This is a genomic window from Thiobacillus sp. (genome assembly GCA_024235835.1).
In the GTDB taxonomy this organism is placed as follows: domain Bacteria; phylum Pseudomonadota; class Gammaproteobacteria; order Burkholderiales; family Thiobacillaceae; genus PFJX01.
Genome location: JACKLQ010000001.1, coordinates 1,066,446 through 1,088,564, shown reverse-complemented (window position 1 = coordinate 1,088,564; position 22,119 = coordinate 1,066,446). Strand labels below are relative to the sequence as shown.

Below are 22,119 nucleotides of genomic sequence, written 5' to 3'. Positions count from 1 at the left end.
GCCCGGGGTGCTGCTCTCCCCTTTGTCCCCGGACTCGCCATGCTCCTCCGGGCTACATTCCCAGGAGGATTGACATGCATACCCACGACCTCAGCCCCTGGCAGCACAGCCACGATTTCGGCACCCAGGCGCAGCAAAGCGCGGAGCGGCGCACCCGCTGGGTGGTGGGCCTCACCTTCGCCGCCATGCTGGTGGAACTCGCGGCGGGTTGGCTCACCGGTTCCATGGCCCTGCTGGCGGACGGTTGGCACATGGCCAGCCACGTGGGCGCCCTGGGCATGGCCGCCTTCGCCTACCGCTTCGCCCGCCAGCATGCCGGGGATGCCCGCTTCACCTTCGGCACCGGCAAGGTCACGGCCCTGGCGGGCTACACCAGCGCCCTGTTCCTGGGGGCCGTGGCCCTGTGGATGATCGTGGAATCCGTGCAGCGCCTATACCAGCCCGTGGCCATCCACTACGCCGAGGCCATGGCCGTGGCGTTGCTGGGCCTGGCGGTCAACCTGGCCAGCGCCTGGCTGCTGGACCACGACCATCATGGTCACGATCATCCTCCTGGGCACGCCCATGATCATGACCACCACGATCACGACCACGACCTTGATCACCACCATGAGCACGTGGACCACAACCTGAAGGCGGCCTACCTGCACGTGCTGGCCGATGCCCTCACCTCGGTGCTGGCCATCGTGGCCCTGGCCGGCGGCATGGTCTTTGGCTGGGGTTTCCTGGATCCGGTCATGGGCATGGTGGGCGCGGCCGTGGTGGGCCGCTGGGCCTGGGGCCTGGCCCGGGACAGCGCCCGGGTGCTGCTGGATGCGGAAGACCATGGCCGCGTCGCGACGGAGATTAGGCGCATCATCGCCGCCCAGCCGGACCACGAAATCGCCGACCTGCACCTGTGGCGGGTGGGCCCCGCCAGCCGGGCCTGCATCCTCTCCCTGGTCACCCACTCGCCCCGCTCCGTGGATGAATACCGGGACCTCCTGGCCGAGGTGGAGGGCCTGGACCACCTCACCGTGGAGATCAACCACTGCCGGGATGCCGTCTGCCGGCCCGCCCCCACCGCCTGAGATGCAAGGTCCGCCCACCCTCCTGGTCATCGGCGTACATCGGGAGGAACTGGCCTTCGGCGAACAGGTGGCTGCGGGCCTGGATCCGGGGGAGACGGCAGTGTTGCGCATCGGCGAAGGCCTTTCCGGGCGGCGGCCGCGACCCGATGAACTCTTTCACTACGACACCCTGCACCGGGAGCTTTATCACCAGTTGCTCGCCCACGTGCGCAAGCGCGCTTACCGCCTGGTGATCGACCTGCATACGGGCATCGACCGGGACGGCCCCTGCGCCGATATCTATTGCAAGGATGCGGCCCTGAGCGGCTGCGTGGAAATGGCCTTGCGCTACGCAGACCCGGCATGGGGGCGAAGGAGCCGGGTCGTGCCTTTCGCGCCCACCTCGGGGCAAACCCCTTTCGCCACCTGCGTCATTCCCGAACAGGTTTGCAACAGCCCCCAATTCCTGTACGTGGGGCTGGAAATCTTCCTGCCGGAGCATCGGGCCGCCCAGGCGGAGGATTGGAACTATGCGCGGGGGTTGGTCAGGCTGCTGGCCGGCTGCGTGGGTTGACCCGAGCGGCACGCCGCCGGTTCGTCCAGTGCTTGTGGGAATCCAGACAAGCAGCCTTGTCATAGTCCGCCCAAACCTAACGCCGCCACCGGGCAGCCTCATGGCGCCCAATAACCATGCCTGCCGCTATTCCCCGGTCCTGCCAAGGGGCATGGCATGGGGACATCCCTTTTGCCCAAGCCATTCCAACTCGGGCATGGAATTTGCCACTTGGATATCGAAGCAACGGGGCAAAAAAATTGTTTCGTGTTGTTGACAATCATTCTCATCACTGTAGACTGGGTTCATCAAGCTGTTGGAGTGTCTAGTCATGTACGTCTGTGTTTGCCAGGCAGTGACTGAAAGTCAGGTGCGCGAGGCCGTGCAATGCGGCGTGCAGTCCATGCGTGGACTGCGGGAGCATCTGGGGGTGGCCTCGGAATGCGGCCGTTGCGCCAAGTGCGCCCACGGCATCCTGAAAGAGTGCCGGGACTGCCCCAACCAGGGTGAAGGCAACGCCTGCGCCGCCTAGCCCTGTTGCGGGCTTCTGGCTCCCATCCCCAACACCTATCTATAATCCAGTCAGCTGCCCCCGGGGCAGCCGGCGATCGCCCAATAGCCAAGCAGCACCAGCCAACGGCCAGCCGGAACGAGCAGGGCCCCTTTGGGCGCCCACACAAACATTTCTCCAGGAGCGCGTTCCATGAAAGGCGACAAGAAAGTCATCCAGTATCTGAACAAGGCTCTCACCGTCGAACTGACGGCCATCAACCAGTATTTCCTCCATGCCCGCATGTACAAGAACTGGGGTCTGCTGGCCCTGGGCAAACATGAGTACGAGGAATCCATCGAGGAGATGCACCACGCCGACAAGCTCATCGAGCGCATCCTCTTCCTGGAAGGCCTGCCCAACCTGCAGGACCTGGGCAAACTCATGATCGGCGAGAACGTGCCCGAATGCCTGGCCTGCGACCTCAAGCTGGAACACAACGGCCACGCCCTCTATACCGAGGCCATCCACTATTGCGAATCGGTGAAAGACTACGTCTCCAGGGAAATCCTGGAAGGAATCCAGAAGGACACCGAGGAGCACATCGACTACCTGGAAACCCAGATCGAGCTGGTGGAAAAGGTGGGCTTGCAGAACTATCTGCAAACCGCCATGGGCGGCATCGAGAGCTGAGGTCCCGCGCGCCGAAACGTACAACGGGGCCCTGGGCCCCGTTGTACTTTGTATGGGCGGCAAACCACTGATTGATCCGTCACCCCGGCGAACGCCGGGGTCCAGGGTTTTGATGGCTCTGGATTCCGGCTTTCGCCGGAATGACGCAAGCGCGGAGATTCAGCGCTTACCCAAGTGGCCGGGCCGCCACGCCATTCAGCGCTCGATGGCCAGCAGTTCCACATCGAAGGTCAGCACGGACTTGGGCGGAATCACCCCCGGCACGCCTCTGTCGCCATAAGCGGTGTCCGCCGGACAGGTCAGTCTGGCCTTGCCGCCCACCTTCATCTTCTGCACACCCTGGGTCCAGCAGGGGATGACGCCCCGTAGCGGAAAGCTGATGGGTTCGCGGCGCTTGTAGGAGCTGTCGAACTCGGTGCCGTTGGCCAGCGTGCCCCGGTAATGCACGCGCACCGTGCTGGCAGCGCTAGGGGACGCGCCCTGGCCTGGCTTGAGATGGGACACCACCACACCTGATTGCATGGTTTCGGAGTCGCCCGCAAAGGTGAAAGTACAGGTCAGGGCGGCCAAGGTTGCCGCGAGCAATTTCAGTGTGCGCATGAGTAGGTCTTGAAGAAAGGGGAGGGGAGAGTGTATCGAAGCGCGCAAGGCTTTCACGCCTTGCCAATAAAAGCTGAATCTTCGTCGATGCTGCCGTCGGCTGGCTTTACAGATGTGTCCTCCTCCATGGGTGGTCCTGTCATAACCAATTGATGCAAAAGGGATGTTTCTTCTGGCACGAACCCTGCTCGACCTGTTCAAATAACTGCCTGGAAAACAGGGCATTCACAAAAAGGGAATCAGGACATTGCCATTTATCCACAACACCGCAAGCAAGAACGAATTGCCCCTGTCCAGCTCTCGCCTCATCGCCCGCTTCCTGCTGGTAGCCTGCCTGGCCATGGGCGGTGCAGGGGGCGTGACAGCGGCGGATACAGCCGTCCCCAGACTGAAAGTCAGCCATGCGCTGTCGACCTCGGCCCTGGCTGGGCATGAAGCCCAGGCGGGACTTTGGCAACGCATCCGTGCCGGGTTTTCGCTCCCCGAGTCCGACCCCGTGCTCACCCGTCGGCATGAAGCCTGGTTCTCCGACCATTCCGCCTATCTCTCCCGGGGCGTGGAGCGCAGCCGTCCCTATCTCTACTACATCGCCGAGGAAGTGGAAAAGCGCGGCATGCCCATGGAGATCGCCCTGCTGCCCATGATCGAGTCCGCCTACAACCCCCAGGCCCTGTCACCCATGAAGGCCATGGGTCTCTGGCAGTTCATCCCCTCCACCGGCAGCCTCTACGGGCTCAAGCGGAATGCCTGGTTCGACGGCCGTCGCGACGTCGTCAGCGCCACCCGGGCCGCCCTCGATTACCTGCAGACGCTCCACGCCATGTTCGGCGACTGGGAACTGGCCCTGGCCGCTTACAACTGCGGCGAAGGCTGCGTGGCCCGGGCCCAGTCCCGCCGCCAAGGCAAGACCACGGACTACGCCAGTCTCAGGTTGCCCACGGAAACCCGCCATTACGTGCCGAAACTGGTGGCCCTGCGCAACATCGTCCTTGACCCCCGGCGCTTCGGCATCAGCCTGGAAATGGTGGCCAACGAACCTTATTTCATGCAGGTCGCCTTGCAGCACCCCATGGAAGCCCGGCAGGCCGCGCGCCTGGCAGACATGAAGCTGGATGACTTCCTCGCCCTCAATCCCGGCTTCCAGCGCCGCGTGATCCACACGGACAGCCACAACGTCCTGTTGCTGCCCACCGAACGGTTGGAGGTGTTCCAGTTCAACCTGCACCGCCAGGGGGTGGACGCCCACAGCCTGCAGGCCTACCAGGCCCGCCGGGGAGAAAGCGTGATAAAGATCGCCGAAAAGTTCGGGGTGACCCTGGCATGGTTGAAGGAACACAACCCTCTCAGGCTCCACAAGGGCAACGTTGCCCAGGCCCAGACCCTGCTGGTGCCCGCCAAAACCGGGGTTTCCTCCAAGCCTGAAACCAGAGTCCTGGCCCTAGCCAGGCGTCCGGCCATGCGGATCCATACCGTGCGCAAGGGCGACACCCTGGAGCGGGTCGCCAAACACTACAAGGTACAGGTAACCGAACTTCGCCGCTGGAACGAGTCCTCCGAGCCCCTCAGGCCCGGGGACACCCTGGAGGTTCCTATTTCCGGCTGAAGTGCGAAGTCGCCGGTGGGCGATGCCTGGAGCGTGGCGAGCTGATAACGGATAACCCGCATGGGGACGCTCCGCGGCCGATACAAATATACGGCTACCAAACAGCCAAATCCCGGTGATACGCTTTTCCTGTTGTAGAAAAGCCTCGAGACCCGGGGGAAAACATGTACTTCGTCACACGCTTGGTCCGGCTTCGAGCCGGGCTGCGTCGATGCCGCCTATTCGCCTATGTCTTTCTCGCGCTGATATTCGTCCCGACGGGTTTTTCCCATGGGGCGGAAAAGCAGATTGCCTATCTGGTTTCCGATTTGCGCATTCCCTTCTGGAACATCATGAAGCAGGGCATCGAGGCCCGTGCCAAGGGGCTGGGCTACCGGTTGGACGTGCATAGTGCCGAGAACGACGCCAAGCGGGAACTGGAGCTCGCAGTCCGGGCCATCAGTAACAAGGTGGATGGCATGATCCTGTCCCCCACGAACTCCTCCGCCGCGGTCACGATCCTGAAGCTGGCCCGGCAGGCGGACATACCGGTGGTCATCGCGGACATCGGCACGGATGTCGGGACCTACGTGAGCTATATCGCCTCCGACAACCAGGACGGGGCCTACCAGATTGGCAGAATCCTGGTGCAGGCCATGCAGGAACGGAAATGGTCCCAAGGCAGCGTTGGCATCATCGCGATTCCACAAAAGCGCGCCAACGGAAGAGACCGGACCGCGGGATTTCTGAAGGCCCTGGAAGATGCCGGCATCAGGGGCGCGAACATCCGACAGCAGGTGGATTTCACCTACCGGGAAACCTATGACTTCGCCAGGGAATTGCTCGTCGGTCACCCTGACATGCGCGCATTGTGGCTGCAGGGGTCAGACCGCTACCAGGCAGCCCTGGACGCCATCAGGCAAGCCGGAAGAGGGGGCCAGGTGCTGCTGATATGTTTTGACGCGGAGCCCGAGTTCATCGAACTGATCCAGAACGGCACCCTGGTGGGAGCCGGCATGCAGCAGCCTTACCTGATGGGCGAGGAATCGGTCAACGCGGTGCATGCCCATCTCGCCGGCAAGTCCGTTCCGAGGAGTATCCAGCTTCCCGTTCTGGCCGTATCACAAGGCAATATCCGCCAACTGCTGCCGACGATCCGCCGCAACGTGCTGGGTTTGGAAGGCCAATAGGCGATGGCGGCGATGACCGGGGGCGCCAGGCGCCGTTCCCTGCTTGTCCTGATCAGCGGCATCGTGGCCATCACGGTGGCAACGGTATTCGCAGTGCAGGCCCTGTCCAGTTACCGGGCCCAGCGTGAAACGATCCTGGCCCAGATGCAGCAGAGCTCGTCCAGCAGCCTGGCGACCTTGCAGAAGAACCTGGCCACGTACATCGAAGCCTACGCCGTCAACGACTATGAAAACCTGGTCAAGGCGGAAATTCTCCCCCGCCAGCACTTCGCCATCGTCGTGCGCGATTACAAGCTGGGCACGCTGCTGGGCAAGGAAGCCTACGTAAGCGGCAAGATCAGGGATGCCAAAGGTGTGGTCCGGGAGTTTGACCCCGAAGATCCTGCGCAAAACCAGTTGCTGAAGGACACTTTCCACCGGGACTCGGCACCCATACTGGCTGACTCAGGGGAGGAGATAGGCAGCGTCGCCATCTACAACACCGACGCAACGATCAACCAGGCCCTGAGGACCTCGCTGAAGGACAGCCTGAAGAGCTCCCTGGTACTGGGCCTGGTCCTCACAGGGCTGTTGATCTTCTTCGCGAGTCGTTTTCTGGTGCGGCCCCTGGCCCGGATCGGTTCTGCCATGAAGCAGCAGGACCAGGACGGCATTCCGGTCGGGCCGGTTCCCAGCTTCTACCTGGGCGAAATTGCCGCCCTATCTGACGCCATGAATGCCATGGTGTCCGTGATGAGGACCTCCCGCGATGACCTTCAGCAAAGCCGGGAACGGTTGCAGAACGTGATTGACGGAACCCTGGCGGGTACCTGGGAGTGGGACGTCCAGACGGGGCAGGTGGTATTCAACGAGCGCTGGGCCGAGATCATCGGCTACACACTGGAGGAGCTGGCGCCGGTGTCCATCGAAACCTGGCTGCGCCACGCCCACCCGGATGACCTCAAACTCTCGGGGGAATTGCTGGAAAAGCACTTCTCCGGCCAGGTGCCCTATTACGAGTGTGAAGCCCGCATGCGGCACAAGGCCGGCCACTGGGTATGGGTGCTTGACCGGGGCAGGGTCATCAGCCGGACAGCGGACGGCCAGCCAAAGCTCATGGCAGGGACCCATCAGGACATCAACGTCAGAAAGAAGGCAGAGGAAGCGCTGGGTCGCAGCGAGGAACGCCTGAAACTGGCCCTGGAGGGTGCCGATGACGGCCTTTGGGACTGGGATCTGAGGACGGACGTCGTCTATTACTCACCACGCTGGAAGGCCATGCTCGGCTATGCCGATGAGGAACTGGAAAACAACCTGGGGACCTGGTCGAACCTGGTTCATCCCGAGGACAGGCAGTCCACCCTGTCCCTGGTGAGGGACCTGATCGAGGGGCGTGCCGAGAAGTTCGAGGTGGAATTCCGGATGCTGCACAAGGACGGCCGGTGGGTCAACGTCCTGTCCCGGGCCACATTGCGCAAGGATGCTCAGGACCACCCTACCCGCCTGGTGGGCACCCACATGGATATCACCGAGCGCAAGCGCCTGGAAGGGCTTCTGGTCGAGGAGCGTAACAAGGCCGAGGTGGCCAATCGCTCCAAGTCGGATTTCCTGGCCAACATGAGCCATGAGATCCGGACGCCTCTCAATGCCATCATCGGTGTCACCTACCTGTTGAGCCATTCTTCCCTGGACAGGGCCCAGCGCCGGGACCTGCTCACCATCGAAGCTTCAAGCAAGACCCTGCTGGCCCTCATCAACGACATCCTGGACTTGTCCAAGATCGAAGCCGGCGAACTCACTCTGGAGGCTTATCCCTTCTCACTCCCGGAACTGCTGCATGACCTGCGCGCCATGTTTTCCGCCACCGCGGCGAGCAAGGGCGTTGCGCTAGATATGCCTGCCTTGCCAGATGCAATGCCGCCCGTGCTGATCGGCGATGGCAACCGCCTGCGGCAGATGCTGACCAACCTGCTCGGCAACGCCCTCAAGTTCACCGATGCGGGCAGCGTCACTCTCCGCATGGACCCCGTCGGACACCCATCGGCGGGGCAGCCTCTGCGCCTGCGGTTCACGGTTACGGATACCGGCATCGGCATTGCTCAAGAAGCACAGGCCAGGCTTTTCAAGCCGTTCATGCAGGCGGATGGGTCCACCACACGTCGCTACGGGGGCACCGGCCTGGGACTTTCCATCATCAGGCGACTGGCCAGTTTGATGGGGGGGGATGTGGGCTTTGAAACCCGGCCCGGCGAAGGCTCCGCATTCTGGCTGGAGTTGCCTTTCGAGCCTTCAGCCCAGGCGCCGGAATCGTTGCCCAGCACGGCGACGGGCAAGGAAAGCCCGTGGTTTCCAGGTCTGCAAGGCGTGCGCGTGCTGGTGGTGGACGACAGTCCTTTCAACCTGGACGTCATGCAGCGCATCCTGGCCAAGGAAGGGGCGATCCCGACTACTTGCGATTCCGGAGAGCAGGCGCTGGATGCCATCAGAAATGCCCGGGAGGGCTTTGATCTGGTGCTCATGGATCTGCAGATGCCGGGCATGGACGGATGCGAAGCCACCATGCGGATACGCGCTGATCTCAAGCTGCCCCGGCTTCCGGTCATTGCCCTGACGGCGGGGGCCACGACCACCGAGCAGCAGCGAGCCTTTGATGCGGGCATGGATGATTTCTTTATCAAGCCCGTGGACCCGGCCCGACTGGTGCAGGTGCTGCGCCAGCAGGTCGAACGGAGCCGTGGGCAGCCATTGCCACCGTCCCCATCCCCCGCCCAGGTCCTTGCCGGTCAGGAAGGCAATGCATCCATGGTGGCCCAGGAGGCATGGCCCGTGATCAGCGGAATCGACATGGGCGTGGCTTTGAGGATGCTTGGGGAGGACGTAAGCTTCTTCATGGATATTTTGGCCGACTTCCTGGCGGCCAATGGCGCTGTCGTGGAACAGGCCCGAGCCCTGCTGGATGCCGGCAAGCCGGAAATTGTGGCCAGGATGGTGCATAAGCTGCGCAGCCAGGCGGGTACCATCGGTGCAACGGGCCTGCGGGATGCCGCCAAGGCCCTGGATGAAGCGATAACCGCCAATTCCCCGGAAATCGAGGACAAGTTCGCCTCCTTTGCCAAGGCCCATGCCGAACTCTTTCGCGCAGCCGGGGCCTGGCGTGAGAATCAACAAGTCCGGAAGAATTGAAGTGTTGGATGAACGATGAAAACGGTACTCGTGGTGGATGACGACCCGATCTTCCGCATGGTGATGAAGCGCCATCTGCGGGAGATGGGCTTCGCGGTGGTGGAGAACGACTCCGGTGAAGGCGTCGTGGAGCAGGTCGCCCAGTTCAGGCCCCTGGCCTGCCTGATAGACATCTTCATGGACAAGAAAGAAGGTCTTTCGACCATACGGGACATCTACAGGCTCGCGGACAAGCCCAAGGTCATTGCGGTTTCCGCAGACCCCATGTACTTGGACATGAGCAGGGACCTGGGGGCCGACGCCTCTCTGCGCAAGCCTATTCCGTTTGATGTCCTGCAGAGCGTCCTCACCCAGCTTGAAGTTCGGCCAGGTTGACGGCCCCCTGCACAGGCCCCATGGACTCCCTCTCCAGACCTCAAGCCCGCATCCTGCTGGTGGACGACGATCCCCTGATATTGCGGGTGCTTCAAACCCACCTGAAGGCATTCGGCGAGATCACAACCGCCTCCTGCGGCGAGGAGGCCTTGCTGAAAATCGCCAAGGAAATGCCGGATCTGGTCATTCTGGATGTGGACATGCCCGGAATGGATGGCTACGCCACGTGCAGGGCGGTGAAAGGGAATCCGGAGACGACGGACCTGCCCGTGGTGTTCATCACCACGTTCGATGATGTGGAATCGGAGACCCGGGCCCTCAACATGGGGGGCGCAGACTTCATCCGCAAACCGGTCAACCCCGCCGTGCTGCAAGCCAGGGTCAAGACCCAATTGGCCTTGAGGCACAAGACGGAAGAGTTGCGCCGTCTCAACAATCTCGACGGCCTGACCCAGATCTCCAACCGTCGCGCATTCGATGAGGTACTGGTCCTGGAGTGGCGGCGGGCTCTGCGCAACCAGTCGCCGTTGTCCCTGTTGATGGTGGATATCGACCACTTCAAGCAGTTCAACGACACCTATGGCCACCTGATCGGCGATGACTGTCTGCGCCAGGTCGCCCAGGCACTGCACCATTGCCTCAAACGGGCAGGCGATTTCGTGGCCCGGTACGGGGGCGAGGAATTCGCTGCCATCCTGGCGAACACGGGGTCCGGCGATGCGCAGGACCTGGCCGAACAGCTTTGCCAGCAAGTGAGAAAACTGGCTATTCCCCACGGCTCATCGCCGACGGCATCGGTGGTTACCCTGAGCGTCGGGCTCGCAAGCTATTGCCCGAAGCAGTATGAGGGCATCTGTGCCAGCGCCCGGGAGCTGGCATACCCCGCGGAGCCCAGTATCTTGCTGAGGGGCGCCGACCAAGCCCTGTATCTCGCGAAGCAGCAGGGACGAAACCGGGTGGTGCATGGTGAATGAAAGCGGCGAAGTGGCTTGAGGGGGCCAGCTCGTCGAGTTGGATAGGGTATTTTCCGTTGCAGCCCGTTCCGGTTTGCAACCCGGCTTGAGCGGTCGTGATTCACCCCGGTCGGCTAGCGCCTGTAGCCCAGGTCCGCGCACAGCTTCGCCACCAGGGCCTTCAGCTCATCCACCTCGGCTTCCAGACGAGTCATGTTGGCCTTGAGGGCGGTGATTTCTCCCAGGGTCACATCGGCAGCCAGGTCAGCCTGAACATGGGTTGCGGGTGAACCTTCCTCCACGGCTGGTGTCCCGCCGAGCAGTTGGGCCCAGCGGTTCTCCCGGGCGCCGGGCTGGCGCGGGAGTTCCATGACAAGTGCGCCATCCGGGCGCTCGGCCAGTTCTTCCAGGAAACCTTCCACCGCCGAAATGTCCGCGAACCTGTGCAGCCGCTCGCAGTTGATGCGCAGCTCGCCCGCCGTCTGGGGACCGCGCAGCATGAGCAGGGTGAGCAGGGCCATGGCCTGGGAGGGCTGGCGCAGGACCTTCTCCAGGTTGTGGGCGTAGCGGGTCACGCGCCCGCCGCTGGATTCCATGATCAGGGTGGGCCCCTTGAGGCTGTCCAGGGCGGCCTGGACCTCGGCCTCGGTGACCTCCATGACGGGGTTGCGGCTGGTCTTCTGGTTGCAGCCGGCCACCAGGGCGTTCAGCGACAGGGGGTAGGTGTCGGGCACCGTGTGCTGCTTTTCGTAGAGCACGCCGAGGATGCGGGTTTCCAGCAGGGAGAGGATGGGCAGGTGGGGGGCGGTCATGGTGTGGCTTGTCCTGGGGGTGCGGCCATTATGCCCCCGGGACGGGTGGACATCTGCCCGCTCAGGGCTCCAGCACCAATTGCCCCGGTTCGAGCAGCAGGTAGCGGGCACATCGTCCTTCCGCCCTGCTGCCGTCGTCGCTCACCAGGACGATGTGGGGGCGGCCTTCCAGGAGGGCGGGGGTGATGCCTTCGGCGTGTTCGAAGCCGGCCAGGCCAGGCACGCGGATCCTACGCACCTGTGCATCGGCCTGGCCGTTCCAGAACCAGACCCGGAATTGCACCTGTTCCCTGGCCACGGGGCCGCTGATGACGAGGTAGCCGTCCAGGGCGGGCAGCCAGGACATGCCGCGGATGCCGTGGCCGCCCAGGTCCAGGGTGATCAGATCGGGGGAGACCCGGGGCGGTTCGCTCCCATCGAACATCGCGTCGGCGTTTTCGATGGCGGCGATGAGGGCCCGGCCTGCCAGCAGGGGACTGCGGAATCCCAGCAGCAGGCGCCGGGGGTCGGGTGTGATTTCCAGGGCCTCGATGTTGAGGCCGCCCTCGGCTTTCACGTCGAGGATTGCCGCCGCCGTGGCCAGCACCGGGTGGACAGCCGCCAGGGCGGGTTTCAGGCCCAGGGCCACGCATGGTTCCACGATTTGGTCGCCCTGGACCATGAAGCGGGCAAGCTTGTGGCGGGACTTCTTCTCGTCGCCGTCGCCATCCCGGGAATGGGAGGTGATGGCGTACAAGTGGCCGGAGGGGCCCCGGGCCAGGCCTTCCAGGTCGTCCAGCTTGCCGGTGCCAGCGCCGTCCGCCTGGGGTTCCGGGCTCAGGGGCATGCTGGTGACGCCGCCGTCCGGGTGGAGGGTGACCAGGCAGAAGGGGTGGTCCTTCTCATCCTCCACCACCAGGAAGCGCCCGTCCGCCAGTTGCTGGATGGCGGAAGGCTCGTAGACCCCCGTCAGGGGCAGGAATGTGGGCGGGTTCAGGTGGGGCATGCCGAATGATCAGCCCAGGGTGGTGTCCAGCACCATCATCACCGCGAAGCCGGCCATGAGTCCCAGGGTGGCCGGGGTCTGGTGGCCGTTGCGGTGGGTCTCCGGGATCACCTCGTGGGACACCACGAAGATCATGGCGCCGGCCGCCAACCCCAGGCCCATGGGGTAGGCCATGGCCAGGCCGCTGGAGAGGCCGATGCCCAGCAGGGCGCCCAGGGGTTCCATGAGGCCGGTGGCGCCGGCGATGAGCACTGCCCGCAGGGGGCCCAGGCCGATGGCCCGCAGGGACATGGCCACCGCCAGGCCTTCCGGGATGTCCTGCAAGGCGATGGCGGTGGTGAGGGGCAGGCCCACGCTCATGTCCCCCTGGGCGAAGCTGACGCCGATGGCCATGCCTTCCGGCAGGTTATGCAGGGCGATGGCCAGCACGAACAGCCACACCCGGTTGACCCGTTCGCAGCCGGCGCCGCAGGGGCCGCCGTGCTCGTGTTCGTGGGGCGTGAACTGGTCCAGGCCCAGCATCAGCATAACCCCCAGGGCCATGCCCGCCACCACCGTGGCGGCGCCCAGGCCGGCGCTGCCGGTGAGGGCCTCGCCGGCTTCCAGGCCGGGCAGGATGAGGGAGAAGGAGCTGGCGGCCAGCATCATGCCCGCCGCCAGGCCCAGCATGGTGTCCTCCACCCGTTGGCTGATGCCCTTCAGGGCGATGCCCGGCAGAGCCCCCAGGGCCGTGGCGGCAAAGCCCGCCAGTCCCCCCAGCATGCCCAGTCGCAGGGCGGCATCCGCCCGGCCGGAATAGACCTGCCAGCTGCTCACGCTGACCAGCCACGCCACGGCCAGGCCGGCAGCCAGCAGGCCCAGGGCCGTCCACGGATGCTGCTGGGCCTGCTGCACCCAGGCTTCGCGCTGGGTCAGGGGTGCGTGGGTGGCGATCTCCATGGTCGCTCCGGCTAGGGCTTGTGGGCTTCCATGGTATCTGCGCAGGCCATGCCGCCCAAGCCGCAACCCATGGCCGCAATGGCGGCATACAAGGCGGATGCCTCCTGCCGCATGGCTTCATGGGGGCGAGGGGGGGTCTCCTGGCGCTGGGCGAGTTCACGCGCGTTTTCCCGTTTCCAGGCCCTGATGGTGCTGTAGAGGCTCAAGGTCATGATGATTCACCTTTCAGATCGTCAATCTCCGCTGCCATGGGGCATCGCGGGCTTGGGTGTATTACAGGCCAAACCAGAAAATAGTTGAAATTGAATAATGCAAAAATATTGATAGCTATTGATGATCGAAACAAAGAGCCGGCCTGTTCTGGCGACCAGGGGCTGGCGGTCGACGACGCACTTCCCCGCGGGGGGACGAAGAGGTTCGGGCGCAACGGCCCCATATCTGCCGATCGCCCCGGACGGAGCGATCGGCAAGGCCAAGGCCAGTGTCCAGGCCAGAAATGACGTGCCGTATCAACCGGCAAGATCGAAGCGGTCCAGGTTCATCACCTTGGCCCAGGCCGCCACGAAGTCCTGAACGAACTTCTCCTTGTTGTCGTCCTGGGCATAGACCTCGGCGTAGGCCCGCAGGATGGAGTTGGAGCCGAACACCAGATCCACGCGCGTCGCCGTCCATTTGACCTGGCCTGTCCTGCGGTCGCGGACTTCATACAGGTTGTTGCCGGCCGGTTTCCACACGTTGGACATGTCGGTCAGGTTGACGAAGAAGTCGTTAGTCAAGGCGCCTTCCCGCGCGGTGAACACGCCATGCTTCGTGCCGCCATGGTTCGTGGCCAGCACCCGCATGCCGCCAACCAGTACCGTCATTTCAGGGGCGGTCAGGCCCAGGAGCTGGGTGCGGTCCAGCATCAATTCCTCGGCGCTGACGACGTAGTCCTTCTTCAGCCAGTTGCGGTAGCCGTCGGCCACCGGTTCCAGCACGGCGAAGGAGGCGGCGTCCGTCATGGCATCGGTGGCGTCGCCGCGGCCGGGGGCAAAGGGCACGGTGACATCGAAGCCCGCCGCCTTGACGGCCTGCTCGATGCCCACATTGCCCGCCAGGACGATGACGTCCGCCACGCTGGCCCCCGTCTGGGCGGCTATGCCCTCCAGTGCCGCCAGCACCTTGGCCAGGCGGGCGGGTTCGTTGCCTTCCCATGCCTTCTGGGGCGCCAGGCGGATGCGGGCGCCGTTGGCGCCACCGCGCTTGTCCGAGCCGCGGAAGGTGCGGGCGCTGTCCCAGGCCGTGGACACCATTTCACCGATGGAGAGGCCGCTGGCCGCTATCTTCGCCTTGACGGCATCTACGTCGTAGTCGGTGCGGCCGGCAGGCACCGGATCCTGCCAGATCAGGTCTTCCTTGGGCACGTCCGGGCCGATGTAGCGGGCCCTGGGCCCCATGTCCCGGTGGGTGAGCTTGAACCAGGCCCGGGCGAAGACTTCCGAGAAGTAGGCCGGGTCCTTGTGGAAGCGTTCCGCGATCCTGCGGTATTCGGGGTCGAATCTCATGGCCATGTCCGCATCGGTCATGATGGGCTTGCAGCGAATCGAGGGGTCCTCCACATCCACGGGCATGTCCTCTTCCCGGATGTTGACCGGCTCCCACTGCCAGGCGCCGGCCGGGGACTTCTGCAGCCACCAGTCGTAGCCCAGGAGCAGGTCGAAGTAACCGTTGTCCCATTGCGTCGGATGGGTGGTCCAGGCGCCTTCGATGCCGCTGGTGACGGTGTCGCGGCCGATGCCCCGGGTGGTGTGGTTCTGCCAGCCCAGGCCCTGCTCCTCGATGGGGGCGCCTTCAGGCGCCGGGCCCAGGTTGGCGGCGCTGCCGTTGCCGTGGGTCTTGCCCACGGTGTGGCCGCCCGCCGTCAGGGCCACGGTTTCCTCGTCGTTCATGGCCATGCGGGCGAAGGTCTCCCGCACCTGGGCGGCGGTCTTCAGCGGGTCGGGCTTGCCGTTCACGCCCTCGGGGTTCACGTAGATCAGGCCCATCTGCACCGCGGCCAGCGGATTTTCCATGGTCGAAGGGTCGTCGAGGTTTTCGTAGCGACTGTCGCTGGGTGCCAGCCATTCCTTCTCCGCCCCCCAGTAGGTGTCCTTCTCGGGGTGCCAGATATCCTCGCGGCCAAAGCCGAAGCCAAAGGTCTTCAGGCCCATGGACTCGTAGGCAATGGTGCCGGCCAGGGCGATGAGGTCCGCCCAGCTGAGCTTGTTGCCGTACTTCTTTTTGATGGGCCACAGCAGGCGGCGGGCCTTGTCCAGGTTGGCGTTGTCCGGCCAGGAGTTGATGGGCGCGAAGCGCTGATTGCCGGTGCCGGCGCCGCCACGGCCGTCGGCGATGCGGTAGGTGCCCGCCGCATGCCAGGACATGCGGATCATCAGGCCACCGTAGTGGCCCCAGTCGGCAGGCCACCAGTCCTGGCTGTCGGTCATCAGGGCCTTGAGATCCTTCTTGAGCGCCTCGAAGTCGAGTTTCATGACCTCTTCCCGATAGTTGAAATCCTTGCCCATCGGGTTGGTCTTCGTGTCGTGCTGGTGCAGGATGTCCAGATTCAGCGCCTTCGGCCACCATTCCATGTTCGATGTGGCGGTCGTGGTGGCGCCCCCGTGCATGACTGGGCATTTGCCAGCGGATTTGGTGTTGTTTCCATCCATGGTCATCTCCGATCAATGTCATTACAGCCATTGGTGGAGCGAGAACACCGTCCGTGATTCGCTCCTTCTGTGTGTAGCCGGGCCCTTGGCGAGGCTTGATGTCATTGAAGACTTCAGGGAGCGGAATGGCTAATTGATTCCTTCAAACAGCACGATAGCTAATTGCGATGGATGGCGATGCAGGGCAAGCCTGCTCTCTTACGTAGACTGCCCGAGTCCCAATTCGAGCTGCCACCAAAGGGAGACCTTCGCTGGCAGCCTTCCAGAGCCGGTCAGCCGTGGAGCTTGGGCTTGGGCTTGGGTGTGTCGTTGGAGGAAGGCGGCAGGATGGGAAGTTTGAACTTAAGGCGGTCGTCGCCCTTGACGGTGAACCCGTCCAGGCCTTCCGCCCTGCTCCTGGTTTCATGCCAGGCCACCTGTTCCATCTTCAAGGGACTGTTCGCCCATGGGCGGGTAACGGCGGGAATTTCAGAAATTGAGGACTGAAACGGAAAGACCAGGAACGAGACATGAAACTTCTTTCCGCTTAACCCTGGTTGGGGTCTTGGGTTTTGACGGGGATGGGGTCTGTGGCTAACACGCCTGATCCTGTTGAAGTGGCTGCCAGAGCGACAAGCGCTGAGACCAGGGTGTGCGATCTTCAGGGTGCCTGCTGTGAATGAAGATCACATGAGGTTGGATATTTTGCTTTTAAGAACAGGGCCACCAATTAGAATTAATATAAATAACTGAATATGACCTGGCTTTCGTTCAGGAATGTTTCCCAATCCATGGAATGTAATGGATAGACTGCTTCCGCCGTTCTTTTTCAAGCCTGGGAATCCCGCTTTCCTCGTTGCCGGCCATTCCATCCACCTCCGACTGACATGACCCTCACCGAACTTCGTTACGTGCTCGCCGTCGTCCGCCAGCGCCATTTCGGCCGTGCCGCGGAGGCTTGCCACGTGGCCCAGCCAACCCTGTCCGTCGCCATCAAGAAGCTGGAGGAGGAACTGGGGGTAATGCTGTTCGAGCGGGGCGGCGGTGGTGACGTGACGGTGACCCCGGCTGGGGAGCGGGTGGCGGAGCAGGCTTCCCGCATCTTCGAACTGGTGGACGGCATCAAGGATCTGGCCGCCGGGGCCCGGGACGACCTGGCGGGTCCGCTGCGCCTGGGGGCCATCTACACCATTGCCCCCTACCTGCTGCCCAGCCTTATCCCGGTGCTGCACGCCATGGCGCCGGAGATGCCCCTGCTGCTGGAGGAGAACTACACCCGGGTGCTGACGGAGAAGATGCGCAAGGGCGAACTGGACGCCATGATCATCGCCACGCCGGTGGAGGAGCCGGGCATCCTGTCCCTGCCCCTGTACGACGAGCCCTTTCTGGTGGCCCTGCCCGCCGAGCACCCCTGGCGCAAGAAGAAGCAGATCGGCAGCGACGAACTGGAACAGGAAAACCTGCTGCTGCTGGGCAGCGGTCACTGCTTCCGGGACCAGGTGCTGCAGGCCTGCCCCGCCCTGAACCGCTCCGCCAGTGGCCTGGCCAAGACCCTGGAAAGCAGTTCCCTGGAGACCATCCGCCAGATGGTGGCCAGCGGCGTGGGGGTGACGGTGCTGCCTTGCACCGCTGCCCGTTCCCACACAGCCAGCGACGACATGATCACCATGCGCCCCTTCAAGAGCACCGCTCCCAGCCGGCAGGTGGCCATCGCCTGGCGCAAGAGCTTTCCCCGGCCCCGGGCCATCGAGGCCATCCGCCAGGCCATCATGGCCTGCGAACTGACATGCGTGCAAAAACTCAAGCCTCGGCCAGGCGGGGCCTGACGCAGGCATAAAAAAACCGGCCAGAGGCCGGCAAGGGGCGGCATGGCGCCGCGCCCGGAGGATGGTGTGTCAGGGCTTGAGGTAAACGTAGCCCGACTTGGACTGCAGCTTGCCGATCTCGGCCACGCCGGAGGGCACCACCTGGGCTTCCATGATGACGGCGCTGTCGTCCAGTTTGCGGCCCTTGAGGGTGTTGCGGCAGACCTTGAATTCCACACCCTTTTCCCTGAGGCCGGCTACCTGGGGGGCATAGGCGCCCTTGGCGTCCTGGGCGTCGTTGAGCAGGAAATCGATGCCCTTGCCGTGGGTGACCACCACGATCTTGGCCTTGGGCGCGGCGTTGACGTGGTTCTCGACATTGCGCATGGCCACGCGGGCAACGCTGGCATCGTTGATGTGATAGACGACCTTTTCCTCGGCGTCGGCATTGCCGTCGTTGGCGAAGGCCGCCGGGGTGGTGAGTACGAAAGCCGCGGCGGCTAGCATCAGGGTGTTTTTCATGTGGCTCCTCCAGAAATAAAGAAAATGTCGTCGGTGGGCCCGTCCATATCGTGAGCACCGCTCTTAAGACGCGCCGGGATGTGGATTTATTCCATAAGTTTGTGTCGCGGCCGATGGAATAATCGGACCAGAAGCAACGTCTTACACAAAACCCCGGAGACATTTCCGTGCCGCGATTGTTGCCACTCCTGAACTTGACCCTCGGTCAAAGGCTGGAAGCCATGCGTCCCCGCCTTTACAGGCTGGCGTTCGCCTGGTGTCATGACGCCAGCCTGGCCGACGACCTCGCCCAGGAGACCTTGGCCAAGGCCCTGGGGCGAGGTGAGCAGTTGCGGGAATCCGCTTCCCTGGAGAGCTGGCTGTTCGCCATCCTGAACAACTGTTGGCGGGATCACCTGAGGCGCCGGAAGGAGTTCGTGGACGTGGAGGAACTGGACGAACTGATCCTGGCCCACGATGACGGACCAGAGCGCCGCTATGTCCGGCGCCAGGCCACCCTGCGAGTGCGGGATGCCATCGCCAGCCTGCCCCTGGCCCAGCGCCAGGTGATCACCCTGGTGGATGTCGAGGAGTGCAGTTATGCCCAGGTGGCCCAGGTGCTGGCCGTGCCGGTGGGCACGGTGATGAGCCGCCTGGCCCGGGCCCGCCAGGCCATCAGGCAGACGTTGTCCCGGGAGTTCGGGCAATTGGAGCCGGGCCAGGACCGGCCCATGTTGAGGAGGATCAAATGAGCGGTTCCACTTATCACACAGACGATCCGGTCTCGGACGAATACCTGCATGCCTACCTCGACGGCGAACTGGCCGCGGACGAGCGGGAGCGGGCCCTGCTGCGGCTGGAGCAGGATGGCGATTTCAAGCACCGGCTTTGCGAGGCTCGCGGCCTCAAGGAACGGGTAAAGGGGGCCTATGCCGACCCGCCGCCCGCTTCCGGGCGACGGGGTTTCCGCGCCTTCGCCGGATACTCTATCGCCTCGGCGGGGCGCCAGGCCCTGGCGGCGGGGATTCTGCTGGCTATGGGGGCGGGGATTCTGCTGGCTATGGGGGCGGGCGGCGGCTGGCTGGCCCATGATGGCGCTGCGAAGGCTCCTGCCTTCGACCGCCTGGCAGGTTTGCCCGATGGCTACCGGCCCGTGGCCCTGGCCGGTCAGGTGGACCCGGACAAGATCGTGCTGCATCTGGATACCAGTGATCCGGGCCGCCTGGCCGCCGTGCTCGATCTGGCGGAAAGACTCCTGGATCAGCGCGGAGAGCGGGGCCAGGTGAAGATCGTGGTCAACAGCCATGGCCTCAATCTGCTGCGCCAGGAGACCAGCCCCTTCGGGACCCGCATAGGCGGCATGGCTGCCCGGCACCCCAACCTGGAATTCATCGCCTGTGGACAAACCGTCGCCCGCCTGAGCCGGGAAGGGGTGGTGGTGGACCTGTTGCCCCAGGCCCGTGTGGCCAACTCCGCCATCGGCGAGATCCTGGAACGCATGCAGCAGGGCTGGGTGTATGTGAAGGTGTAGGCAGGGCGTCACCCCAGGCCCAGGGGAGGGGAGCCGTCCCACCAGGCCTGGAGGCCGTTTGCGACTTCAGGCCGATGCAGGCCCTGATGCGGCAGGACGGTACTGGACGCACTGGTTCCGCCCCTGCTGCTTGGCCTGATACATGGCCTTGTCGGCATGCTGGATCAAGGCCTCCGCATTGCCCTGGTCCAGGGGGTAAATGGTGTAGCCGATGCTGGCGGACATCAGCATTTCCCGGTCGGAAACCCGGTAGGGGATGGAGAGGCTCTCCCGCGCCCGTTCCATGGCGTTGACGTAGTCGCCGGCGCGGTCCTCCATGATCAGGAGGACGAATTCGTCGCCGCCCAGGCGGGCCACGGTGTCGCCGGCACGGATGCAGGCACGCAGTCGCTGGGCAACGCTGATCAGGGCTTGGTCTCCGGCCTCGTGGCCCAGTTGATCGTTGATGGGTTTGAATCCGTCCAGGTCCACATAGGCCACGACCAGGTGCTTGCCTGAACGGCTGGCCAGTGACATGGCCACCTGCAGCCGGTCCATCAGCAGGGTCCGGTTGGGCAGCCGCGTCAGGACATCGTGCTGGGCCATGAATTCCAGATGCATCTGGTAATCCTTCTGGGGCGTGATGTCCGAAAACAGACCCACGTAGTGGGTGGTCCTGCCCGCGGTGTCCTTCACCGACGAAATGTTCATGGCGGCGACGAACTCCGAGCCGCTCTTGCGCCGGTCCCAGACCTCGCCGCTCCAATGGCCTTTCGACAGCAGTTCCTCCCACATTTCCTCGAAGAAGACATGGTCGTGACGACCCGCGCTCAGCATGCTGGGATTTCGGCCCAGCACGTCCATCCGGGAGTAGCCGGTGATCTCCATGAACATCTGGTTGACCGCGATGATCCGGGCATCCGATCCCGTGACGAGAATGCCTTCCCGGGCGTTGTTGAACACGTTGGCCGCCAGGCGTTGCTCGTTCACCAGCGCGGCCATGGTCTGGACCAGACGGGTGGCCCGCTTGCGGCTCTGGGAAAGGGACCAGATGATGAGGAACAGGAGGACATCCACCCCCAGGCCGCCAATGCCGATGATGAGCGGTTGCGCGCTCTCCAGTTCCCGCTCGAGGATCCTGCTGCTATCGAACCGGACCGTCCATGTCCGGCCTGGCAACCCGATCTGCTCCACCCGGGTGTAAAGGGGAGGGGGCATGTCCCCGATATGGGGCACTGAGGTGGCATGCAGCATCGCATCCTCCCGGATTGCCTCGCCGTCATAGAGGCTGAAATCCAGGTGCGGCGTGTCTGCGCCCAGGATGCCACGCATCAGGTCCTTGATCCTGAAGGGGCTGTAGACATAGCCATAATGGGCTGCCCGGCGCTGGGCCTCCGTGGCAAGCGGCATGTCCTTGCGGTAGAGGGGGAGATACATGAGGAAACCGGCCTGCATGTCCTGGCCGGTCTCCTGCACCAGCACCACCTTTCCCGACATGGCGGGATTGCCGCTGTCCCGGGCCTTCACCATGGCGGCCTGGCGCGTGGGTTCGCTAAACATGTCATAGCCGAAGGCCCGCAGATTGCGGCCGGAGAAAGGCTCCAGGTAGACGATGCTGCTGTACTGAGGCCGCAGACCCTCGGGATGCACCGAGTAGTCGGGATAGCCTGACTGGCGCACGGCCTGCACATGGGACTCCAGCGCTTCGGGCGTGAGCATGAGGGCCAGGCCAATGCCCTGGATGCCCGGCCAGTACGTGTCGATGCGCAGGTTCTCAACGTAATCGTGCCAGTCCCTGCGGGATACCTCATCGCTGGCGATGAACAGGCCCTGGCCGCCACGGAGCACCTGCTCGTATTCCTGCATGCGCTTGACTACGGCCTGGCTCGCCTTCTGCACCTCGAAATTGAAGCGGTCCTGGGCCCGTTTGGATACGTACTCGCTGGAAAGCCACCAACTGAAGACGGTGATGCACAACGAGATGGCCAGCACAACCCAGGCGGTGGTCACATTGTGATAGCGATCGGCCAGGGTGCGCTTGCCGATGTTCACGGAGGTCAGGGCCGCGGCATCCGTGGCCCTGGATTCCAGAACGGTCTCAGGCACCATGTGGTTTAAGGACATTCCATGCCTTGGCTCATGAACCGGGGAAGAAGCATTACTGAAATAGCAGTAATTCCGGCAGTTTGATAGGAGTAGCCGGTCCGGCGGCTCCTGGCAGTTCACGTCCAGCGCCGTGCTGGCAGGCGCGGCT

Annotated in this window: 21 protein-coding genes; 12 read left to right on the top strand and 9 right to left on the bottom strand. The window is 63.7% G+C overall.

Annotated elements, in window-relative coordinates; all coding sequences use genetic code 11:
• Positions 1-74: 74 nt before the first annotated feature.
• The 4 genes from dmeF to bfr all read left to right on the top strand — a co-directional run bounded on the left by dmeF (position 75) and on the right by bfr (position 2,785).
• Positions 75-1,070: a CDF family Co(II)/Ni(II) efflux transporter DmeF gene (gene dmeF / locus H6935_05240; GenBank protein ID MCP5277753.1), complete on the top strand. Its 996-nt coding sequence runs from the start codon at positions 75-77 to the stop codon at positions 1,068-1,070.
• Position 1,071: 1 nt separating this feature from the next.
• A complete protein-coding gene (locus tag H6935_05235) occupies positions 1,072-1,623 on the top strand; it encodes a hypothetical protein (protein ID MCP5277752.1) in 552 nt (183 codons plus the stop codon).
• A 310-nt stretch (positions 1,624-1,933) separates the two neighbouring features.
• Entirely contained in the window at positions 1,934-2,134 is a 201-nt protein-coding gene (locus tag H6935_05230) for a (2Fe-2S)-binding protein (GenBank protein ID MCP5277751.1), read from the top strand.
• A 171-nt stretch (positions 2,135-2,305) separates the two neighbouring features.
• Complete coding sequence (gene bfr / locus H6935_05225) at positions 2,306-2,785, top strand: bacterioferritin (GenBank protein ID MCP5277750.1); 480 nt, start codon at positions 2,306-2,308, stop codon at positions 2,783-2,785.
• Between the two features lie 195 nt (positions 2,786-2,980).
• On the opposite strand, the gene H6935_05220 is transcribed toward bfr, so the two are convergent.
• Complete coding sequence (locus tag H6935_05220) at positions 2,981-3,385, bottom strand: FKBP-type peptidyl-prolyl cis-trans isomerase (GenBank protein MCP5277749.1); 405 nt, start codon at positions 3,383-3,385, stop codon at positions 2,981-2,983.
• A gap of 247 nt (positions 3,386-3,632) precedes the next feature.
• Here H6935_05220 and H6935_05215 point away from each other — a divergent pair, with 247 nt between their 5' ends.
• From H6935_05215 to H6935_05195, 5 genes are all read left to right on the top strand, one after another.
• Positions 3,633-4,988 (top strand): transglycosylase SLT domain-containing protein, encoded by a 1,356-nt coding sequence (locus tag H6935_05215; protein ID MCP5277748.1) that lies wholly within the window; start codon positions 3,633-3,635, stop codon positions 4,986-4,988.
• 164 nt (positions 4,989-5,152) lie between these two features.
• The gene (locus tag H6935_05210) at positions 5,153-6,157 is read left to right on the top strand and encodes a substrate-binding domain-containing protein (protein ID MCP5277747.1); all 1,005 of its coding nucleotides are present in this window, start codon (positions 5,153-5,155) and stop codon (positions 6,155-6,157) included.
• A 3-nt stretch (positions 6,158-6,160) separates the two neighbouring features.
• Complete coding sequence (locus H6935_05205; protein ID MCP5277746.1) at positions 6,161-9,319, top strand: PAS domain-containing protein; 3,159 nt, start codon at positions 6,161-6,163, stop codon at positions 9,317-9,319.
• A gap of 15 nt (positions 9,320-9,334) precedes the next feature.
• A complete protein-coding gene (locus H6935_05200; GenBank protein ID MCP5277745.1) occupies positions 9,335-9,694 on the top strand; it encodes a response regulator in 360 nt (119 codons plus the stop codon).
• 20 nt (positions 9,695-9,714) lie between these two features.
• Entirely contained in the window at positions 9,715-10,668 is a 954-nt protein-coding gene (locus H6935_05195) for a diguanylate cyclase (protein MCP5277744.1), read from the top strand.
• Between the two features lie 113 nt (positions 10,669-10,781).
• On the opposite strand, the gene H6935_05190 is transcribed toward H6935_05195, so the two are convergent.
• The 6 genes from H6935_05190 to H6935_05165 all read right to left on the bottom strand — a co-directional run bounded on the left by H6935_05190 (position 10,782) and on the right by H6935_05165 (position 16,501).
• Positions 10,782-11,459 (bottom strand): YceH family protein, encoded by a 678-nt coding sequence (locus H6935_05190; protein ID MCP5277743.1) that lies wholly within the window; start codon positions 11,457-11,459, stop codon positions 10,782-10,784.
• Between the two features lie 61 nt (positions 11,460-11,520).
• The gene (locus H6935_05185) at positions 11,521-12,444 is read right to left on the bottom strand and encodes a DUF3616 domain-containing protein (protein MCP5277742.1); all 924 of its coding nucleotides are present in this window, start codon (positions 12,442-12,444) and stop codon (positions 11,521-11,523) included.
• A 9-nt stretch (positions 12,445-12,453) separates the two neighbouring features.
• Complete coding sequence (locus H6935_05180; protein ID MCP5277741.1) at positions 12,454-13,383, bottom strand: ZIP family metal transporter; 930 nt, start codon at positions 13,381-13,383, stop codon at positions 12,454-12,456.
• An 11-nt stretch (positions 13,384-13,394) separates the two neighbouring features.
• Positions 13,395-13,595 (bottom strand): hypothetical protein, encoded by a 201-nt coding sequence (locus H6935_05175; GenBank protein ID MCP5277740.1) that lies wholly within the window; start codon positions 13,593-13,595, stop codon positions 13,395-13,397.
• A gap of 297 nt (positions 13,596-13,892) precedes the next feature.
• Positions 13,893-16,070 carry a catalase/peroxidase HPI gene (katG, locus tag H6935_05170; protein MCP5277739.1) on the bottom strand — a complete coding sequence of 726 codons (2,178 nt, stop codon included), beginning with the start codon at positions 16,068-16,070 and terminating at the stop codon, positions 13,893-13,895.
• Between the two features lie 272 nt (positions 16,071-16,342).
• Complete coding sequence (locus tag H6935_05165) at positions 16,343-16,501, bottom strand: hypothetical protein (protein MCP5277738.1); 159 nt, start codon at positions 16,499-16,501, stop codon at positions 16,343-16,345.
• Positions 16,502-16,936: 435 nt separating this feature from the next.
• Here H6935_05165 and H6935_05160 point away from each other — a divergent pair, with 435 nt between their 5' ends.
• A complete protein-coding gene (locus H6935_05160) occupies positions 16,937-17,875 on the top strand; it encodes a hydrogen peroxide-inducible genes activator (protein ID MCP5277737.1) in 939 nt (312 codons plus the stop codon).
• A 69-nt stretch (positions 17,876-17,944) separates the two neighbouring features.
• On the opposite strand, the gene H6935_05155 is transcribed toward H6935_05160, so the two are convergent.
• A complete protein-coding gene (locus tag H6935_05155) occupies positions 17,945-18,361 on the bottom strand; it encodes a DsrE family protein (protein MCP5277736.1) in 417 nt (138 codons plus the stop codon).
• Positions 18,362-18,597: 236 nt separating this feature from the next.
• Here H6935_05155 and H6935_05150 point away from each other — a divergent pair, with 236 nt between their 5' ends.
• Both H6935_05150 and H6935_05145 read left to right on the top strand, forming a co-directional pair.
• Positions 18,598-19,107, top strand: a complete 510-nt coding sequence (locus H6935_05150; protein ID MCP5277735.1) for a sigma-70 family RNA polymerase sigma factor — start codon at positions 18,598-18,600, stop codon at positions 19,105-19,107.
• Positions 19,104-19,886, top strand: a complete 783-nt coding sequence (locus H6935_05145) for a hypothetical protein (GenBank protein MCP5277734.1) — start codon at positions 19,104-19,106, stop codon at positions 19,884-19,886. The genes H6935_05150 and H6935_05145 overlap by 4 nt, the downstream gene beginning before the upstream one ends.
• 66 nt (positions 19,887-19,952) lie before the next feature.
• Here the strand turns inward: H6935_05145 and H6935_05140 are convergent, their stop codons facing one another.
• Positions 19,953-21,974, bottom strand: coding sequence for a CHASE domain-containing protein (locus H6935_05140; GenBank protein MCP5277733.1), 2,022 nt, complete (start codon positions 21,972-21,974; stop codon positions 19,953-19,955).
• Positions 21,975-22,119 lie beyond the last annotated feature (145 nt).

Excerpts from the sequence above, each read along its gene's own strand:
- dmeF (MCP5277753.1), top strand. The coding sequence starts at position 75 with ATGCATACCCACGACCTCAGCCCCTGGCAGCACAGCCACGATTTCGGC.
- H6935_05235 (MCP5277752.1), top strand. The coding sequence starts at position 1,072 with ATGCAAGGTCCGCCCACCCTCCTGGTCATCGGCGTACATCGGGAGGAA.
- H6935_05230 (MCP5277751.1), top strand. The coding sequence starts at position 1,934 with ATGTACGTCTGTGTTTGCCAGGCAGTGACTGAAAGTCAGGTGCGCGAG.
- bfr (MCP5277750.1), top strand. The coding sequence starts at position 2,306 with ATGAAAGGCGACAAGAAAGTCATCCAGTATCTGAACAAGGCTCTCACC.
- H6935_05220 (MCP5277749.1), bottom strand. The coding sequence starts at position 3,385 with ATGCGCACACTGAAATTGCTCGCGGCAACCTTGGCCGCCCTGACCTGT.
- H6935_05210 (MCP5277747.1), top strand. The coding sequence starts at position 5,153 with ATGTACTTCGTCACACGCTTGGTCCGGCTTCGAGCCGGGCTGCGTCGA.
- H6935_05205 (MCP5277746.1), top strand. The coding sequence starts at position 6,161 with ATGGCGGCGATGACCGGGGGCGCCAGGCGCCGTTCCCTGCTTGTCCTG.
- H6935_05200 (MCP5277745.1), top strand. The coding sequence starts at position 9,335 with ATGAAAACGGTACTCGTGGTGGATGACGACCCGATCTTCCGCATGGTG.
- H6935_05195 (MCP5277744.1), top strand. The coding sequence starts at position 9,715 with ATGGACTCCCTCTCCAGACCTCAAGCCCGCATCCTGCTGGTGGACGAC.
- H6935_05190 (MCP5277743.1), bottom strand. The coding sequence starts at position 11,459 with ATGACCGCCCCCCACCTGCCCATCCTCTCCCTGCTGGAAACCCGCATC.
- H6935_05185 (MCP5277742.1), bottom strand. The coding sequence starts at position 12,444 with ATGCCCCACCTGAACCCGCCCACATTCCTGCCCCTGACGGGGGTCTAC.
- H6935_05180 (MCP5277741.1), bottom strand. The coding sequence starts at position 13,383 with ATGGAGATCGCCACCCACGCACCCCTGACCCAGCGCGAAGCCTGGGTG.
- H6935_05175 (MCP5277740.1), bottom strand. The coding sequence starts at position 13,595 with ATGACCTTGAGCCTCTACAGCACCATCAGGGCCTGGAAACGGGAAAAC.
- katG (MCP5277739.1), bottom strand. The coding sequence starts at position 16,070 with ATGGATGGAAACAACACCAAATCCGCTGGCAAATGCCCAGTCATGCAC.
- H6935_05160 (MCP5277737.1), top strand. The coding sequence starts at position 16,937 with ATGACCCTCACCGAACTTCGTTACGTGCTCGCCGTCGTCCGCCAGCGC.
- H6935_05155 (MCP5277736.1), bottom strand. The coding sequence starts at position 18,361 with ATGCTAGCCGCCGCGGCTTTCGTACTCACCACCCCGGCGGCCTTCGCC.
- H6935_05150 (MCP5277735.1), top strand. The coding sequence starts at position 18,598 with ATGCGTCCCCGCCTTTACAGGCTGGCGTTCGCCTGGTGTCATGACGCC.
- H6935_05145 (MCP5277734.1), top strand. The coding sequence starts at position 19,104 with ATGAGCGGTTCCACTTATCACACAGACGATCCGGTCTCGGACGAATAC.
- H6935_05140 (MCP5277733.1), bottom strand. The coding sequence starts at position 21,974 with ATGGTGCCTGAGACCGTTCTGGAATCCAGGGCCACGGATGCCGCGGCC.